The sequence below is a fragment of the Flavobacterium luteum genome (genome assembly GCF_008806775.1).
GTDB lineage: Bacteria > Bacteroidota > Bacteroidia > Flavobacteriales > Flavobacteriaceae > Flavobacterium > Flavobacterium luteum.
Map to the genome: position 1 here is coordinate 466,912 of NZ_WAEM01000001.1, position 17,877 is coordinate 484,788.

The following is a 17,877-nucleotide window of genomic DNA, read 5'->3' on the forward strand; positions in this document are numbered from 1 at the left end:
ATCGAGAAGTGCTAAACAAAAAACACTCGAACTGACGTTTTTAATTACTAAAAACCATGTTGAGTTGATTTAAAACCTAAATCAATTAAACCTGCTTTTACTTCGGGAGCTTGCATAAATAAATTCCATAACATTCCTGTTCTATAATTTTCAATCATTGGTGCAATTGTTCCTTGATCGATTGATAAATAGCGTTTAGTTACCCAATTGTAATGTGGGGAAATAGCATCATAAGGTCCTGCAACACCAACATATTTTGCTTTATTTTCTTCATACAAATAGCGCAAAAATTTCATTGATTCTACTGGCGTATAGGGAAAGTTAGATAATGCTGCTGTTGGTGAAATTACTCCTCTGTCATTTCCAGGCTTATGATCAGTATATCCAACTGAACCATTAGAATTTCTGGTATAACTTGCTGTTAATCCCCAACATTTATCACCGTATCCTTTCCAAACCAATGGATTTGAAACACAATACTGATACATAATTTTAGCATGATTTTGAGTTAGTTCCCAATAATTTGCATATTGATCTGATAATCCTCGAGGATCAAGACCTAAATAAGAATAATGAGACCAAAACATAGGGCCTACATTTCCTGACGCACCGTTGTAATTAAATACTACTGGAATATTATATCGTATAGCAGCGTTCTTAATAGTTCCGTTTCTTGTCCAACCTTTATTGTAACATGCATTCGAAATAGGATGTGTTGGCGAACTTTTAGCCATTATATAAGTAATTAAACATTCATTATACCCTTCTAACTTAAAATTCTTTTTCCAAGCATAGTTAGGTGACCAATGCCAATATAAAACCTCTTCGCCTTTAGTATACCAATCCCATTCTACGCCTTTCCATAACCTATCTGCTTGTTCAGCTAAGGCAATTTCTTCGGGAGTTCCGTTTTTAAAGTACTCTCTAACACAAATTAAACCTTGACATAGGAAAGAAGTTTCTACTAAATCGCCTCCATCATCATCAGAACCAAAAGGAATTACTTTTTTTGTGTTTCCATCTATCCAATGTGGCCAAGCTCCGTGAAAACGATCGGCTTTTTCAAGAAAATCAAGCATTGTTGTTAGTCGACTAACGGCATCGGTTTTACTTATAAAATTTCGTTCTATTCCTACTAAAAGTGTCATTAAACCAAATCCTGAACCACCAATTGCCACAATATTGGCATCATTACCAGTATCGTCTACATGATAGCGCTCTCGGGCTAACTTAGAATTAGATTGTGCATATTCTACAAAATATTTTAATGCATCTTTTTGAGCCATATTCAATAATACTTCTTCAGATAATGGAGGATCTACCACTACGGGAGGATCTACAATAACCACTGGATCTGGAGTAGTGCTATTATCACAACCAGAGCAAGAGACGAATAAAAAAAATATAAGAAATAAACGAATGATTTTCATTTTGAAAAAATATTGTTTTAAAAAATATAACACCTAATACAACAGCATTAGGTGTTATGAATTACTACTATTTATCTTCCTGCTTTTTCAAGCTCGTATAAAGAGTTTATATCAGCTGCTGTTAGAGCTTTATTCCAAATTCTAATCTCATCTAATTGTCCAGTCAATGGTTTATTCCAAGTATCACTTGTTGTTGCAACATTACCAAAAGCTCCAATTACAGGATAGGTTGGAGTAAAGAAACTCAATGGTAAAGAATCACCACCATTTCTAACTTCCCATGCATTATTAGAAATTTCAACTCCATTTACCCAAATTTTGAAAGTTCCAGCGGTGCCGTTCCAAACAATTACATATTGAGCCCATTGACCACCAACTTTATTTGGAGCCCATGAATGAGCATCATCCATCCATGGCTCTTGTTTGATCATGTTTACAACATCTTGACCATTTTCAGAACCGTCTTCTTTTTTAATTTTTACCAGTCCTTTTACTTGAATTGAATCATTTGATGCTTCACGTTGACCTGTTTCTAAAATTAAGTTTACATTCCCTGCCCAATCACTTCCTGGACGAGTTAAAGTTAAAATACATGAAGCAGAACTTGAAACATCTGTTTTATTATTAGAAATTTTACCCCAAGCACTTATCGTCATACTTCCTGATGAAGTAGCAAGTGCTGCTATTGAAGGATAAACCATATACCCAGCTGCAAAATTAGCTGCTTGACCTTTTGCTCCAGCAACAAATGTTGTTCCAACTGTGGTTGTTGGTGCTGTACTAGATTTACTTTCAGTTCCATTTCCGTCTAAAGGCCAATAGGCTACTAAGTTAGATGCGCCTACTTCGTTTGCATTGTTATACCCACCAATTGGAGGTAGTGGTGCTGGTGCATCGTCATCTGAACCGCAGCTCGTTAGTAAACCAATGCTTAAAGCTAGTGCTAAAGCGAAACCTGATAATTTAATTGTTTTCATAGTGTTTAATGTTTAAAATTAAGTTAATTGTATCCGTTATTTTGAGTTAATCGTCCACCACTTGCGGTAATTTGTTGTTGTGGTATAGGAAAGACTTCGTGCGTGCCGACAATAAATGTTTTTCCGTTGGCAGCCATTGCAGCTTGTGCCTGACCAGTTCTTACGATATCAAACCAACGGTCGTGCTCCATTGCCATTTCTAGTCTTCTTTCTTTTAAAATAGATTCTAGCGTTACATCAGTCGCATCTGCTAGACCCGCTCTTTTTCGGATCACATTAATTTGTGCAAGTGCTTCTCCAGAATTTCCTAATCTAAAAGCCGTTTCTGAACGTATCAATAAAATATCACTGTATTTTAATACTCTTAAATTTTTAGCAGTATCATCTCTATTTCCGTTCCAAGGTTCTAGAGTTTTACTTTGATAAGCTTTGTAGTTGTATCTTGGATTGTTTAATGTATTTGGAGCCACGAATCCATCCCACAGAGTGGATGGGATAAACATTATGGTAGCTGCTTTTCTAACATCGCCAGGCTCATAGGCATTGGTTAAACTTAAAGAGGGTGTATTAAAACCCCAACCCAAATCTGGTGTTCCTCTTGGTTCTTGAACATAAGAATATACTTTTAAACCGTTATCGAATGTGGCTTGTATTTCAAAAATTGATTCTGATTTGTTTTCTCCTACTTCTCGCCAAACATCAGCATAATTATCTAATAAGTCATATTGTAAGGAGTTTATTACTTCACCACACAAATCAAAGGATTCTTGCCATCTCTCTTGGTACAAATACGATTTGGCTAATAGTGATTGCGCTGCTCCTTTTGTTGCTCTGCCCACATCAATAGATTGATATTGTACTGGCAATTTTTTAATGGCATCTTCTAAATCTAATTCGATTTGAGTATACACTTCTTCTTTGGTTCTTCTGGTAAACACCACACGGTTTACAGTTTCAGTATCATTAAGATCAACTTGAGATACCACAATGGGAACTCCACCAAAACATCTTACCAAATCAAAATACCACAAGGCTCTTAAAAATTTTACTTCGCCAATTAGTCTGTTTTTTAATGCCGTATCAATAGAAAGTTGTCCGAGATAAAATAAGGCCTTATTGGCTCTACCTATACCTTGATATCTTGCTTCCCAAACATCTAAAAACGAAAGTCCAGAAGCATTAAATGTTAGGGCATCTAGTTTGTCTTTGTCGGCACCCGAATCACCGGGAGTTGATCCTTTATCGGCATCATCAGAGGTAATACTTGTGATTCCTATCCAAGAAAATGAATTAGTATTATAATCTAGATTTTTATTGTAAACCCCATTTACTAATTGAATTGCATTGCCGGGATTGTTTAAAAAATCAAGTTCACTTTGAGAATCTTGAGGTAGTACTTCCAAATCAGATTCACATGAAAAATTAAATAAAGAAAGTAATACTACTCCTAAAATTAATTTATATGGGTTAAAATTTTTCATTTTATTCTTTTTTTAATTTTTTTAAAAACTAGCATTTACTCCAAACAATAACGACTTATTTGTAGGATAGGCATCCAGTTCAATACCAGCACCTTGCAAAGGATTTCCGTTATCACTACCTGAAATTTCAGGAGAAAATCCTGAATAATTCGTAAAAATGAAAGGATTAGTTGCCGTAATATAAATTCTAACTTTATCTATTGTATTCATGATTTTAGGAACTGTATAGCCTAAAGTAATATTGTTTATTCTAAGATAACTTCCGTCTTCAATATAATAGGTTGATGGTCTTGGAACAGCGTTAAATGGTTTTGGATTTAACGCGTTGGGAGTTGAAGGTGTCCAGAAATTATCTAAAACTGCTGATTCAACATTTTCACCCACAAAACGTTGGGCTTTCTTACCGTTGTAAATTTTGTTGCCCCCTACACCATACGTATCAACAGAGAAATCAAAATTTTTGTAGTTCATTCCTATGTTTATTCCATAGGTATAAGTAGGTATATAGGAACCTGCATTTATACGATCGTTATCGTTTAAACCCGCAATACCGTCTACCATTTCATTAAAAATAGGTTCTCCATCAGAATTGTACCCTAGTAATTCGAAAACGTAAAAGCTTCCTAGTGGCGCTCCCAATTTTACTAGTTTCGTATATTCACCATTGTTAGTATTACCACTGCCAGGGAGATTTCTAAAATAGGGACTTGTTATTTCTGAAACTTCGTTTTTGTTGGTAGAAAAATTACCGCCTACATAATAGTTGAAATTATCTCCAATTTTGTTGTCATATCTTACCGTAAACTCTAAACCTTTGTTCGTAACTACTCCAGAATTGATAAATACATTTTCCTCTGAAAGCACTTTGGGAATGGAAAGTGGCAATATTATATCATCCGCTTTTCTGTTGTAATAGTCAATGGTTCCAGTTAAATGATTATTAAGTATTGTAAAATCAAGTCCAAAATCAAATTCTTTCATGGTTTCCCAAGTTAAATTTGGATCTACTGCATTTCTAACATAATTTCCTGGTTGGCTTACAGGATTTATTCCGAATGGGTATTGAATATTTGAAAAAGTAATATTATTAAAACTTGGACCATTTCCATTCCCCACTTCACCATATCCGGCTCTAATTTTTAGAGAATTAATAATCTTTACATCTTTTAAAAAATTTTCATTACTTACAATCCACCCTGCAGAAATAGCTGGAAAAACGCCCCACTTTTTATCGCCTTGAAAAACACTGATTCCCTCTCTTCGAATAGAACCAGAAAGTAAATATTTGTTGTTGTATTCGTATTCTAATCTTGTAAAATAAGCAATGGAAACTCTAGGGTTACTATGATTATTGGAAACTACTGATCCAGGAGCAATAATATTATTTTGATTAGAAATATCTAAATACCAATAGTTCGTTTGCTCAGGAACATTTAAACGGGTACCATTTAAAACTTCACCATTGTTACTCGTAGTCCTAGACATTCCTGCAACAACAGTAAGGTTGTGCAGCCCAAAATCTTTTTTATAGGTCAAAAAATTATCCCAGTTCCAGATATACGAATCGCTGCGTCTTTGTTGTAAGGTGTTGATTGGATCTTTTGGCCTTTGAATAGCATAATCATCTGCATTTAATGAAGGGTTTTGTGTAAGATACAACTCTCTGTTAGGAGTAAATGTATAGCCTTTTCCCCAATCGGCGGTTGCCCCAAAATTAGTATTGAATTTTAGATTGTTAATTAATTTTAATTCTGCACCTAAGGAACCAAATAAAGTTACATTTTTATTTTTCTCATACGTATTAAACAATTGCGCAACAGGATTTCCTACATTATTCATTACTTGACCGGTAATATCATTCAAGCCCGTTAAAGGGTTTACTAATGGAGCGCCGAATCTTCCGTTCGCATATCTTACTGGTACTATTGGCGATTGCTTGTAGGCATTTGTAAATGCACTTAAAGGCTTAGGAGTATTGTCGGCAATAGACAAACTTACAAATTGTGTTACTTTAAATTTTTCTGAAAACTTGTATTCGTTTTTATTTACTATGTTATTTCTTTTAAACTCTGTACCCAATAAAATTCCTTTTTCAGTATAATTAGAAACACCTAAATAATAACTTATCATATCATTAGCGCCAGAAATGGAAATGGCATTATTGGTCACTTCGCCTTTTCTTGTAATTTCGTCTAACCAATTTGTATTTACGGGTTGGTTAAAATTATAGAAACTTGAAGATCCTAATGCTGTGTTGTTATAATAAGCATATCTATAAGAATCCGCCATTTTTACTTTTTTAAGAATGTCTTTTTGACCGTAAAAGGCATCGTAAGAAATAGTTACTTTTCCTTTTTTCCCTTTTTTGGTGGTTACAATGACAACACCATTTGCACCCTTTTGTCCATAGATTGCTAAAGAGGAAGCATCTTTTAAAATATCAAAAGAAGCAATATCATTGGCGCTCAACCCATTTAGGCTGGTTGACTCTACTCCATCGATTACGTACAGAGGACTTCTTGCTCCTAATATAGTTCCCAAACCTCTAATAACAATTGTTGGGTTTGCACCTGGCTCATCATTAGTAACAATATTAACTCCCGCCGCTTTACCTTGAATGGATTGAATTGCAGATTGCCCAGGATTTTTTAAAATATCAGCTGATTTTATTTGAGAAACTGAACCTGTAATAGCTCCTTTCTTTTTGGTTCCATAACCTACGACCACTACTTCATCTAATATTTTAGAAACCTCTAATAATGTAACATTTAAGAACGAAGTTGAAGCGAGCAATGTAATTGTCTCAAATCCCACCATTGAGAATTTTAATTTATCTCCAACCTTAGCTGAAATGCTAAAGCTACCATCTAAATCAGTGGCTGTTGAACTTTTCGAATTTTGGTTAACCACATTTACACTTGGAATAGGAAGTCCGTCATTATCGATTACTTTTCCTTTTGCTTCTTGAGCATTTATTTGTGAGAAAAAAATAGTAGTAATTAAGAATACAATAAAATGAATGTAATTTTTCATGTTCATTAATTAATTTTTGGTTTCTCAAATTTAGCACATTACAACGATATAGTTTCATTATGAATAATACTACAATTGTACATCATTATAATTTTATGACAATAAACCTAAAGAAATTCAGATATAGACTAGGTTTTAAGTAGTTTAAAAACTTTTAAATGATGTAGTAATGATGTAGTAGAAGCGAGTTTCGAAAACGTAATAGTGATGTGTTTTAGACAAATTTAGATTTCAAGAAGAAATTTATTTAGGTTTTTGTCTTGATTTAGTGCTAATTTTTTTCTCAATCGGTAACGATGAAGTTCTACACTCCTAAAAGATATGTTCATTAATGGAGCAATTTCCTTTGATGAAAGATTCATTTTTAAATAGACACAAAGTTTTATGTCTTTTGAAGTGAGTAATGGATACTTTGTAGATAAAGATTTTATAAATTCATTGTGAATTTGATTCAGATTATTTTCGAAAACTTTCCACTCTTGTTTGTTTACTGCATTTATTTTAATTGCCTTTTTAATTTCACTTTTAAGTTTATTAATATCAAATTCATTATCTAAAATTTGCTGAATGTTTTCAATCATTTCGCTTTGCTTTGCAATAGAAAGTGATTTACCCGCAACTTCTGATGATTTCGTTTGAATTTCTAATTCTAAAATATGTTTTTCATATTCTTGAACATTCAATTCGTTTTCAGCTTGTAATTCAATTTCTAAAATTCTTTTTTGATGGCGCAATTCCTCTTCTTTCAAGGCTAATTTTTGATTGTATCGTATTTTATTCCATTTATAATATAAAAATAAGATTATTGCTATGGCTAAAAGATAAAAAGCAATCATCCAAAATGAAAAATACCAAGGCTTATCTACTTTAAATTGGTAGTTAGAAACTTCATATAAGGTTATACCATCGCTAAAATATATTACTATTTTATGTGAACCACTATTCAAATTATTTAAAATTATTGTTCCATCTTTAATAGGGATTAATTCCTTTTGATCGTTTATTTTATAAAATAAATTGGGTTTATCCGAACCATAAATTCCTGAAACCACGTGCAGTTCTATTTCGGTATTGTATTTAATACCCGATTTGTTTGAGACTAATTCTTTATTATTATAGGCTTCAACTTTTATAACTGGAATTGCTTTATTGTCTTTCTGTAGTTGCAAAATAATGAACCCATCGTCAAGATTTAATAAATATTGATCATTATTCCTGAAAATTTTAAGGTTATCATTGATGAGTTTTCCTCTATAATATTTTTCTTGTATTAAATTCCAAATGAATTTAGTATCGCTTGAATGAATAACATATAACAAGCCCGATTTTAGTACTAAAAAATTGTTGTTGTCAATTGCTACTATGTCAGAAATATTTTTGAAATAAGAATTAAAGAGACTGTTTCTTTCTAATAAATTGGTAATTGAGTTATAGGTATACCAAGTGTTATTTATAAAAAATAGAATTTCATTTCTAAACTCAAAAATTTTAACTCCAAAATCATTTGAAATATTGTTTTGTTGAGCAACATTTATAATTTTTTTGGTATTGTACTTTTCATCAAATATAACCCGATACAATCCTCTATAATTATCGGCAGCCCATATTTCATTCATTTTATTTTGAGCGACATACTTAATAGGCTTATAGAAATCTTTAATCTGGGTATATTGAGAAAAATCATTTTCGTTTTTATAAATGGTAACTCCACTGTATGAAGCTTGTAAAAAATTGGTATATAAATTACTTTTTGTAAAATTCCAACCACCATTAATAGCATTAATTTTTGTTAATGTTTTATTTTTATACAAAAAGGTACCTTCATTATGACCTATCACATATTGATTATTAATTTTTGAAATATTCCAAGCTTGTCCTTTAGAATTTGGCAATAACGTCAAACTATTGTTTTCATAATTAAAAATACCATGATTAGAAGCCAATAGAAACCCGTTATCTTTTGCAGCAACAGAATAAACAGATCCTAATGTTCCTGTATTATCTGTAAAAATAGAAACAGGAGAATTGATCTCTACATGAGCAACTCCATTATCTAATCCTAACCATAAATCATTTTCTTTATCAAAAGCTATACTTAGTACTGAATTATTCATTAACATATTATTCCTATTGATATTAATATAGGAATTGTTTTTCATGTCAATAGAATAAACCCCTTCGCTGGCGGTTCCAACTATAAGTTTATCTTGATTTATAAATTTTGCGCAATTAATAATAGCGCCTTTTAGTTTGGAATTTAAAGCATTATCCCAAAGGCGTATTCCTGATTCATCAGCTACATAAACGCCATTTTTTTGAGTAAAAATGTATGTATTATTTCCGTTTTTTTCAATAGAATGAACAACATTACCTTTAAGAATACTCCAGTTTTCTATTTCTTCGTAACTAGTTCCATTCATCTTAACTATGCCTTCATTAATTGTTGCTAAAAGCAATTCGCCATTAATAGGAAAGCAGTACGAAATTTGAAATGGTAATTTTACATCCGTTATTTGTCCGTTCTCAAGAATATAAATTTCATTAAATGATTGGAAGTATATTTTATTGTTTAATTGTACTATTTTCCAGATTTCTTCATTTCCAGTATCTTTAAATATCTTATTGCTTTTAGAAATAGAAAAATAAATCATTTTGCCATTACTCCTATGCCAATATCCAAATTCTTTATAAGACCCTGTATAAATTTTATTGCCTACAACAAGTACCGATCGAATGATGGTTTTGTTAGGGAGCATATATTTTTCCCATTTTACACCATCATATCTTAAAAAATAATGATTATTCGCAAAATAAATAGCATTATCTTTTCCTTGAGATAAGCTCCATATTTGATTGTCTCCCTGATAATTATACTTACTATAGTTCTCGACAAAAGGAAGTAAATCCTGAGAAAAAGTATTCAAAGAAAAGAGAATAAAAAATAAGATTTTAGCTGATTTATATTTCAAAATAATAGTATTATTTATCAAATATAATCTCATTTTTTATAAAATCAATATTTTACTACAAGGAAACAAAATCTTGAAGATATTGAAATCGTTCCGTTAGTTTCCCGTTTTCTGTCATTTTGGCTCGTTGAAGGACTCCGTCTTTATCACCATTAAAAAAAGCCGGCACTACATGTTGCATAAACATTTCTCCAAAACCTTCACTTGCGTCTTTAGGCAATTCGCAAGGTAAATTATCAACAGCCATAACAACAATTGCAGCAGGATGCGTATAAGGTACTTCTTTGTTTTCTATGGGTAAATAGCCATAGAATGGTTCTGCTATTGTTGAAGATCGTAGCGTACAAGCAACTGGGCCGTTTACATCGCAAGAGATATCAGCCACCACTTTTATTTTGCAATCTTTAGATTGAAGCATCTGCTGAGTAAGGATAACTGGAGCATCATTTCCGTAAAAATGAGCTGCAATATAAATATCGGACACTTTTGTAAAACGTTCAAAATCGGAAATATAATCAGTTGGGTTTTTGTAGAAATCACTATTTCCAAGCACTTGCCCATCTTTTCTCTTATTGTAATCTAAAACATCAATTTGAACATAAACGGGTTCAGAATATATTTTAGTTAGATAATTTTCGATAGAAACTTGCTTGATTTTGATTCCATCAAGAACTTCTTTAACACCAGAACCTGCTTTACCGCATCCTGTAACAACAATTTTTATGGGTGGCAAAATTTGTCTTTTCAGCTTTTCTATTAAAGCTTCTTTTCCAGAAAGTGTTTCTGCTTTAGGTAGATTGAATAATTCAAATTTAATTCCAAAGGCTCTAATCGCATTATAAGCACCTACTAATCCCGCATATTTTCCAAAACCAATTAGTCGATTACCGTTTTTATCTACAATCGTTTCGTGGTCATACAATTCAATATTTTTGGCTAAGATTGCCTGAAGTAACTTTCTATTATGAGGCTGTTTTTTGATAGTGTGAGAAAAGAAAAAATATTTTTTATTAGGTAGTAAAGCATCAATTGGCACTTCTTTTATACCGAAAAAAATATCACAGTCTGATATGTCATTTGTGACTTCAATACCCAAATCTGCGTATTGCTTATCTGAAAAAACTCTATTGTCTGAACTTTCTACTTTTATTTCAACATTTGGATAGGTATTTTTTAATCGGACTAATTCCTCTGGAGTAAAAACAACTCTTCTATCAGGTGGATTTTTTCTTTCTTTTATAATTCCGAACTTCATTTTCTATTTAATTATCTATATTTTGAGACCAAATGTACATCTTTACTATATCGTTTTCAAAACTTTTTAATTAAAATTGACTATTGATTATTGAAAACGAATAGGAAGAAAAAAGTTAATAAATAGTGTATAATAGTTAACAAAGCATTATAATAATAAAATATAACTTTGATTATATTTGTTTTAAGCTAAAAAACAATGACTTTAAAATATTCCTTATCAAATTATATCTTTCTCTTTTTATGCACGCTAACCATTGGCTGCACCAAACAAGATAAAACGGATACTTTAGATTCAGAACTGTCTGAAAGCGGATTGCCTATGATGCAACCATCTAAAGTAGATTATCCGTCAGTTAACGCTAATTATAAATCAACAAAAAAAGCAGCTATAGAAAACTATTGTCAAAAATACTGGCGAAATGAAAGTAGCAATTTGAGTTTTCTGGTAGCAAAAAATGGCCAAATTTTATATGAAAGATACCAGGGAATTGGTAATAGAAGAACACAAGAACCGATAACTAAAGATACTCCTCTACATATTGCGTCAGTGAGTAAAGTACTAACAGCAACTGCCGTTTTACTATTAATTGATACTGGTAAAATTGATTTGGATCAGAAGGTAAATACTATTTTAAAAAGTTTCCCTTATCCAGATATTACCATACAGACCTTATTGAATCACCGAAGTGGGTTACGGAATTACGCCTATTTTACAGAAGATAAGGGAGTTTGGGATCGTAAAAAAACATTGACCAATCAAGATATTTTAAATCTCTTTACAGAAAAAAATATTGAGTTAGAATCTCCAACTGATAAAAGATTCTGTTATTGCAATACCAATTATGCCATGTTGGCTTTAATTATAGAAAAAGTAACAGGATTAAACTATCGTGAAGCTATGCAGCAAATGATTTTTAAGCCTTTAAAAATGAACAATACTTTTGTTTTTGACATTGATAAAGACAAAGAAAGGGTTACTCCGTCCTACAAAGGAAATAATATGGAGCTAGCCTTTGATTATTTAGATGGTATTTATGGTGATAAGAATATCTATTCCACACCAAGTGATTTACTACAATTTGATTTAGCCAGAAATGCGCCCTCTTTTTTAAACCCTGATTTGAGAGCAAAAATTTATAAAGGGTATAGTAACGAGCACAAAGGCACAAAAAACTATGGATTGGGCATTCGCATGATAGAGTGGGAAACGGGACAGAAATTTTATTTCCATAACGGATGGTGGCACGGAAATACTTCTTCCTATATTTCACTAGGAAAAGAAGGAGTTACCATTATTGCATTGTCTAATAAGTTTACTAAAAATGTATATTCGGTTCGAAAATTGGCACCGCTTTTTGGAGATTATCCTTTCGAATTTAATGATGAAGACTAGTTTGGATACTTGTTAATTTTTATTACTACATTTTACGATTTCGTTAACCTAGAAATCTCGTATTTATACTTATATTTGCACTCCAATTGATAATTATACCTTTGTAATTATGAATTGTAAATGGGGTCGACTGGTTTTGACAGCAAGTCGAATTGAAAAGTAAGCACGTCGAGAACTGGGACAATTCTCGTTAATAAAAGGTTTCAAAACACATACACGGCGAAGGAAACTACGCTCTTGCTGCATAATCTGAATTAAAGTAAGATTAGCCACGTCCTACAAGGTAGGAAAGTGAGATTTCTCTCAAAAGCCTTGGTTTGTGGCGGTTGGTTAAGAGGAATCGTAAAAATAAACCTAGATTTCCATAAGCTTCGGGTGGATTTCGAAATTAAGAAGCTAAGCGTTTGGTGGTTGTTTCTGTCCTAGCCCAACGTCGAAAACCTAAACAGGAACTAAGCGTGTAGAAAGTTTTTTAGTTGCTTGTTTGGACGGGAGTTCGACTCTCCCCGACTCCACTAGAGTGGACAACTCGATTTTTTTCGATAATTGTCCACTTTTTTTATTTTTTAAATCATTGTTAATCAACAAGATATACCTTAAAACATCGTTGATTCTAGTAGTTCGACATTTTTTTCCATCAAATTCAAATTTTTCGGGGAATATCGAACTAATTAGTTGTTGTTTATCTCTAATTGCTGCGTTAGCATAGTGGACTTTTAGATTTGACAAGGCATCTACCCCATTTTTTAGCCAAGTCAAATAATCACTATTCATCTTTTTAATGTTATTAATTTCATCAGTAAGACTAAACTTTTGCGCAGTATATCTGGCCATTGTATCACTATATTGCTTGTGTTCAATTTTACCGTCTATAAATAAATCTTGTAATTTTTCAATACGTTCTAAAACATCATTTAAAGTTTTGACTAATTGAGTATGTTTTAATTTGGAATCTTTTGCATCAACCGATAATAAATCTTTAACCATCAACTGATAAATTTCTTTTGACTCTTTAGTGAAAGTAAAATCATCTAATATGCTTATAAATAAATTATTAACTAAATCCTTTGGATAACGCTCATTACTACAATAATTACAATGGTAGTAGAAATAATGATTCCCCGTTGCGCTTTTAGAACGACTTCCAGTTAACTTTTCGCCGCATTTAGAACATGAAAGTAAACCTCGCAAAGGCAATTCCTCTCTTAGTGACTTATAAACAGGTAATTTTCTAATTTTCTTATTGTCCGACAACATTTGCTGCACTTCAAAATATAGATTTTCGGGAATAATTGCATCATGAATACCCTCAATAATCATCAATGGTTCATCTTCGCTTTTGGGAACAATTATTTTACCCATGTAAATTGGATTTCGCAATAACTTTGAGAAATTACTTCTACTTATCTTAATTCCTTTTTTATAAACTTCTTCCCTTAATTCACTTTGCAATTTACCTATAGCTATCTGCTCAAAAATATATTTAATATGATGTGCTTTAGAAGAAGGAACAATTATAGGTTTATTATTTTGGTCTCTTATGTTTTTATATCCTAAAGGTGCAATCCTGCACCATCGACCAGCTTTTAATGAGCCTCTTATACCACCTTTTATTTTGATAGACCTTCTATCGTTATCAATTTCTGGTATAGCAAGAAAAATAGCGAGCATGGCTTTATTTTCTGGAATACTCATATCGATTGGTTGCTCTACTGCTTGAACTTTTACACCATACTTTTCTAGAGTTCTTAACATTACTAAAGAATCTGTTAAGTTGCGGGAAAATCTGTCCCACGAAGTAATTAATAACAAATCAACTTCCCCTTTATTCTTTTTTACAAATTGTAAAAAATTTTGAAATTCTGGTCTATTAAAGTCTTTTGCAGAATGGTCTTCTCTGTAGTGTTTAACTATCGAAATACTATTTTTATCACAATACCTAGTAAGTTGTTCAAATTGAACATCTAAACTATACCCTTTAGCTTGTTCTTCGCTACTAACCCTGCACATTATTACCGCTTTCTTCATATTTGTTAAGAATTATTATAACTTCTTACTGTTTGTTTTGCTACTAGCTCCAAGAACTCCAAAATTTTTTCAATTTCCTCATTCGTAAGTTTAGGATTTCTTTTTAGTAAAATTTTTTTATATTTTTCAAATAATACCACATTTTATTTAATGTGCTTCACTTTCGGTTTTTCCGATAAGCTTACTATGTAACTTAAAATCTGAGTTCTTCAGTATTTATAATTTTATTTTTTGTGTATTCTCAAAATTAACAATTTTTCCATCAACCGTATCAATAGAAATGGTTTGATAATCTCCTTTCTTAATATGCTCTAAAAGTCTACTTTCCAATTTTACTTTTTTTAAAGTGGTCACTTCAATCATTTCCATTTGGTCATTTTTAAATCTTATTTTGATACTTTTTACATCATTGTACCCTTTTCTAATCTGTTTCAATAATTTATGCTCATTTTTAGTTAATATAGAGATGGTTCTTTCTTCATAAGAATTTTCGCCATCAACTAAAAAATTGGATATGATGTCACTTAAAGAAACACTAAGGAAAGTTTTTGATAATAATTCCATTGGAATCCCAGGCTTATTTATTAGATCAAAACCTCTGAATGCTTCTGTTGAAATAGGAAAGTAAAATCCAGGCATTTCTTTAAAAAAAAGGAAAGACCATTTCACACCACTTATTATAGCACTTGCCATAATAGTTTCAAAAATACTAATCTCAATATTCAAGTTTTCATCATAGTTTGAATCTGAAATCGCATTTAATTCTTCAATAGCTTCAGATCCAAGTTGCTGTTTTACATTCTTGCTATCGACTTTACTTGCCTCTATTAGTTCCCCTTGTTTTACAAGCTTAAATATTTCAGTTTTACACAACAAAATTTCATCATAAGTAAATCCGTATTGCCTTAACTCCTGGATAATTTTAACCCAAGTATATTCGATATAATTTAATTTCTTCCAATCGCCCTTATCAGAATCTCCCCCTATAGATAGTAAATTATATCGCTCCCAATTGACTAAATCTGAATAAACGATGTCAATTTCCGTTTTTAAAAAAACACGTTCATTAAGTACATTTAGTAACTTTTCAACTTCAGATGGGTTATTTTCAAAACTCACTCTATTAATCATATTCTATTTTTTTTCAAAGATATGTAAAAAAGATTGTAATATTAATAACTTTTATTATTTTTGTTTTTTTTAACAATAAATTCTTGTGAAAAAAAACTATCTGAACAAAAATATCGAAGTCACGACTTCAAGTATTTGAATTGGTTATCCAACCAATCGATAATAAAGCATAGTGAGAAAGAAATTTTGATTTCACTAGATCAGGAGATATTTAGGTGGTACAGGAATCATTTCTCGAAAAAATATTAACCAATAATAAACTTAAAATGAATCAGAAAAAGAATATTTTAAAAAAGAGGGTTTCAAATAGACGTTACCCTTTACGTAAGTGTAAAAAACCAGATTGTCAAGTAAATTATGTGCCTACAGATGCTCGGCAAATTTACTGCTGTGAACAACATAGGGTTGATTTCAATAATGATAAGCGAAAAGAAAAAGAAGCAGTTACTTTATTATTTTTAAATAAGGTAAAAAGCAATGAAGCCATTTTAAAGAAAGTTAAAACAAGTGACCATTATACTAAGTACAGATGTGTAAAAAAAGATTTACTTGATTACGAAGGATATGACTTTACTTATTACCATCAAATATTGATTAACAAGAAAACGGGTTGTGAAGGTCATGTTTGCTTTGACTATATTCTAGAATTAGTAGACCCTATTGAACTTTTATTTATAATTAAAAAAAAATCAGAAAATGAATTATAGAGAACCAAATTTTAACGAATTATTTCTGTCGTCCTACCACAAAAAGTTGATAAATATACAGTCTACTCACTTTGTAAACAATTCACTTGCTAAAGGAGGCATTACATCCGGTTTTGAAGGTATACCAACAAGCGTGCCTATTAGCGAAACATTGGATAATGATTTGCTTAAAATTAAAATTGCAGAATCATTAGTCGGAACCTATTTTAAAAACAACTGGAAAGTAATGCTAACTTGCGCAGCTCTTGGAGCAGCAGCAATTTTTGTGCTAATCAAAATTGACGAAGAAAACCAAAAAAAGAAGAAGCAAAAAATAATTTTTTACAAAAGCTAAAAAAATCAATACACTTCAAATTGTATCAGTATACATCGATATTTGTCGATATTTATAGTTACAAATCAAAACAAATCAATACGTAATTATTTGTAAATTAAAGTGTCAATTTTCAGCGATAATTTATAGATTATCTTTACTAAAATAATGACACAATCTACTGCAATAACAAAATTCTACTTGAAGCAGTATTCATGATTATGTATGATTTGTTAGGAGATTTGAACTTTGAGCATTTGGGGCAAATACCAGATGCTGATAGCAATCTTGTAAGACTACATGAACTGCAATCCAACATCGAACAATTCAACAAAAAAAGGTATTTCTAAAAATTCAAAAAAACTAAACTGTTAACAAAAAAATTAATGCCTACAAGCATCTGTTTGTTTATGCCCTACTTTTGAAGAAAACATATAACAATGAAAAAAATAATCATTACCGCCCTTCTAATTCTCACGATATACAACGTTCATGCGCAAACCATGCTAACTGGAACGGTAGTGGGTGTTTAAGATGGTGACACCGTTGAAGTTCTCGACGACCAAAACAAAACCACCATTTTATACCGATTATGTATTCAATATAGTCCAATAAAGATGGTCTATATTCATACTATACAGGCATTACACCATAAACTATTGGACTATTGGACTATTTTACAAATGTCATTGGTATTACTTGCTTAATGCGGCAAGGAAAACCAGTCTACGCAGTTAAAGAATATAGTTACGAAGAAGTCGATGCAAAAAACAAAGAAGTTGAGGAATAAAAGTCAACTAGAAAGTGGAGCTGAAAAGTTCCACTTTTTTCTTTTTACTCATAAAAAAACTTATCATTAAAGACTATTTACTTTTCACTAAAAAGCACCATTTTACTTCAATTTTAGGGTGTAAGGTGGTGTAACCAAATTTCAACACAAACATTTTTTATTTTTTTAAAAAAAAACTTTCAGGCTACATAAGACATAAACAAGGCAAACTAATAAACCACTCGTCCCAATTTGCACCAAAAATCCCATATAAATCGGATGTTTTAGTGGTGTAAAAAATAAAAAATGTTTTACACCTTTTTCCCTTACACCCTACACCCTAAATTAAAATTCACACTTTTGAATAACTCTACAATAAAATAAATTTG

Annotated in this window: 10 protein-coding genes, 1 other RNA gene and 1 pseudogene; 4 read left to right on the forward strand and 8 right to left on the reverse strand. The window is 31.5% G+C overall.

The window, feature by feature from the left end:
* Positions 1-47: 47 nt before the first annotated feature.
* From F6464_RS02200 to F6464_RS02225, 6 genes are all read right to left on the reverse strand, one after another.
* Positions 48-1,430, reverse strand: a complete 1,383-nt coding sequence (locus F6464_RS02200; RefSeq protein WP_151106112.1) for a glucoamylase family protein — start codon at positions 1,428-1,430, stop codon at positions 48-50.
* 71 nt (positions 1,431-1,501) lie between these two features.
* On the reverse strand, positions 1,502-2,407 hold the full coding sequence (locus tag F6464_RS02205; protein WP_151106113.1) for a LamG-like jellyroll fold domain-containing protein: 906 nt from the start codon (positions 2,405-2,407) through the stop codon (positions 1,502-1,504).
* Between the two features lie 23 nt (positions 2,408-2,430).
* Positions 2,431-3,888, reverse strand: coding sequence for a RagB/SusD family nutrient uptake outer membrane protein (locus F6464_RS02210; RefSeq protein WP_151106114.1), 1,458 nt, complete (start codon positions 3,886-3,888; stop codon positions 2,431-2,433).
* 21 nt (positions 3,889-3,909) lie between these two features.
* Positions 3,910-6,927 (reverse strand): SusC/RagA family TonB-linked outer membrane protein, encoded by a 3,018-nt coding sequence (locus F6464_RS02215; RefSeq protein WP_151106115.1) that lies wholly within the window; start codon positions 6,925-6,927, stop codon positions 3,910-3,912.
* Positions 6,928-7,145: 218 nt separating this feature from the next.
* The gene (locus tag F6464_RS02220; protein WP_225318017.1) at positions 7,146-9,923 is read right to left on the reverse strand and encodes a helix-turn-helix and ligand-binding sensor domain-containing protein; all 2,778 of its coding nucleotides are present in this window, start codon (positions 9,921-9,923) and stop codon (positions 7,146-7,148) included.
* Positions 9,924-9,945: 22 nt separating this feature from the next.
* Positions 9,946-11,145, reverse strand: a complete 1,200-nt coding sequence (locus F6464_RS02225; RefSeq protein WP_151106116.1) for an NAD(P)-dependent oxidoreductase — start codon at positions 11,143-11,145, stop codon at positions 9,946-9,948.
* Positions 11,146-11,343: 198 nt separating this feature from the next.
* Here F6464_RS02225 and F6464_RS02230 point away from each other — a divergent pair, with 198 nt between their 5' ends.
* Together F6464_RS02230 and ssrA are read left to right on the forward strand one after the other, a co-directional pair.
* Positions 11,344-12,540, forward strand: a complete 1,197-nt coding sequence (locus F6464_RS02230) for a serine hydrolase domain-containing protein (protein ID WP_151106117.1) — start codon at positions 11,344-11,346, stop codon at positions 12,538-12,540.
* A gap of 122 nt (positions 12,541-12,662) precedes the next feature.
* Positions 12,663-13,058, forward strand: a transfer-messenger RNA (tmRNA) gene (ssrA, locus tag F6464_RS02235).
* A 574-nt stretch (positions 13,059-13,632) separates the two neighbouring features.
* On the opposite strand, the pseudogene F6464_RS14755 reads toward ssrA, so the two are convergent.
* A pseudogene (locus F6464_RS14755) lies at positions 13,633-14,568 on the reverse strand (recombinase family protein); the annotation flags it as partial.
* Positions 14,569-14,784: 216 nt separating this feature from the next.
* Positions 14,785-15,699 carry a hypothetical protein gene (locus F6464_RS02250; RefSeq protein WP_151106118.1) on the reverse strand — a complete coding sequence of 305 codons (915 nt, stop codon included), beginning with the start codon at positions 15,697-15,699 and terminating at the stop codon, positions 14,785-14,787.
* Between the two features lie 266 nt (positions 15,700-15,965).
* Here F6464_RS02250 and F6464_RS02255 point away from each other — a divergent pair, with 266 nt between their 5' ends.
* Both F6464_RS02255 and F6464_RS02260 read left to right on the forward strand, forming a co-directional pair.
* Complete coding sequence (locus F6464_RS02255; protein ID WP_151106119.1) at positions 15,966-16,406, forward strand: hypothetical protein; 441 nt, start codon at positions 15,966-15,968, stop codon at positions 16,404-16,406.
* A complete protein-coding gene (locus F6464_RS02260; RefSeq protein WP_151106120.1) occupies positions 16,396-16,740 on the forward strand; it encodes a hypothetical protein in 345 nt (114 codons plus the stop codon). Before F6464_RS02255 ends, F6464_RS02260 begins: the two co-directional genes overlap by 11 nt.
* Positions 16,741-17,877 lie beyond the last annotated feature (1,137 nt).

What these genes read in the sequence shown, in the direction of transcription:
- F6464_RS02200 (WP_151106112.1), bottom strand. Translation starts at nt 1,430, where the DNA reads ATGAAAATCATTCGTTTATTTCTTATATTTTTTTTATTCGTCTCTTGC.
- F6464_RS02205 (WP_151106113.1), bottom strand. Translation starts at nt 2,407, where the DNA reads ATGAAAACAATTAAATTATCAGGTTTCGCTTTAGCACTAGCTTTAAGC.
- F6464_RS02210 (WP_151106114.1), bottom strand. Translation starts at nt 3,888, where the DNA reads ATGAAAAATTTTAACCCATATAAATTAATTTTAGGAGTAGTATTACTT.
- F6464_RS02215 (WP_151106115.1), bottom strand. Translation starts at nt 6,927, where the DNA reads ATGAACATGAAAAATTACATTCATTTTATTGTATTCTTAATTACTACT.
- F6464_RS02220 (WP_225318017.1), bottom strand. Translation starts at nt 9,923, where the DNA reads ATGAGATTATATTTGATAAATAATACTATTATTTTGAAATATAAATCA.
- F6464_RS02225 (WP_151106116.1), bottom strand. Translation starts at nt 11,145, where the DNA reads ATGAAGTTCGGAATTATAAAAGAAAGAAAAAATCCACCTGATAGAAGA.
- F6464_RS02230 (WP_151106117.1), top strand. Translation starts at nt 11,344, where the DNA reads ATGACTTTAAAATATTCCTTATCAAATTATATCTTTCTCTTTTTATGC.
- F6464_RS02250 (WP_151106118.1), bottom strand. Translation starts at nt 15,699, where the DNA reads ATGATTAATAGAGTGAGTTTTGAAAATAACCCATCTGAAGTTGAAAAG.
- F6464_RS02255 (WP_151106119.1), top strand. Translation starts at nt 15,966, where the DNA reads ATGAATCAGAAAAAGAATATTTTAAAAAAGAGGGTTTCAAATAGACGT.
- F6464_RS02260 (WP_151106120.1), top strand. Translation starts at nt 16,396, where the DNA reads ATGAATTATAGAGAACCAAATTTTAACGAATTATTTCTGTCGTCCTAC.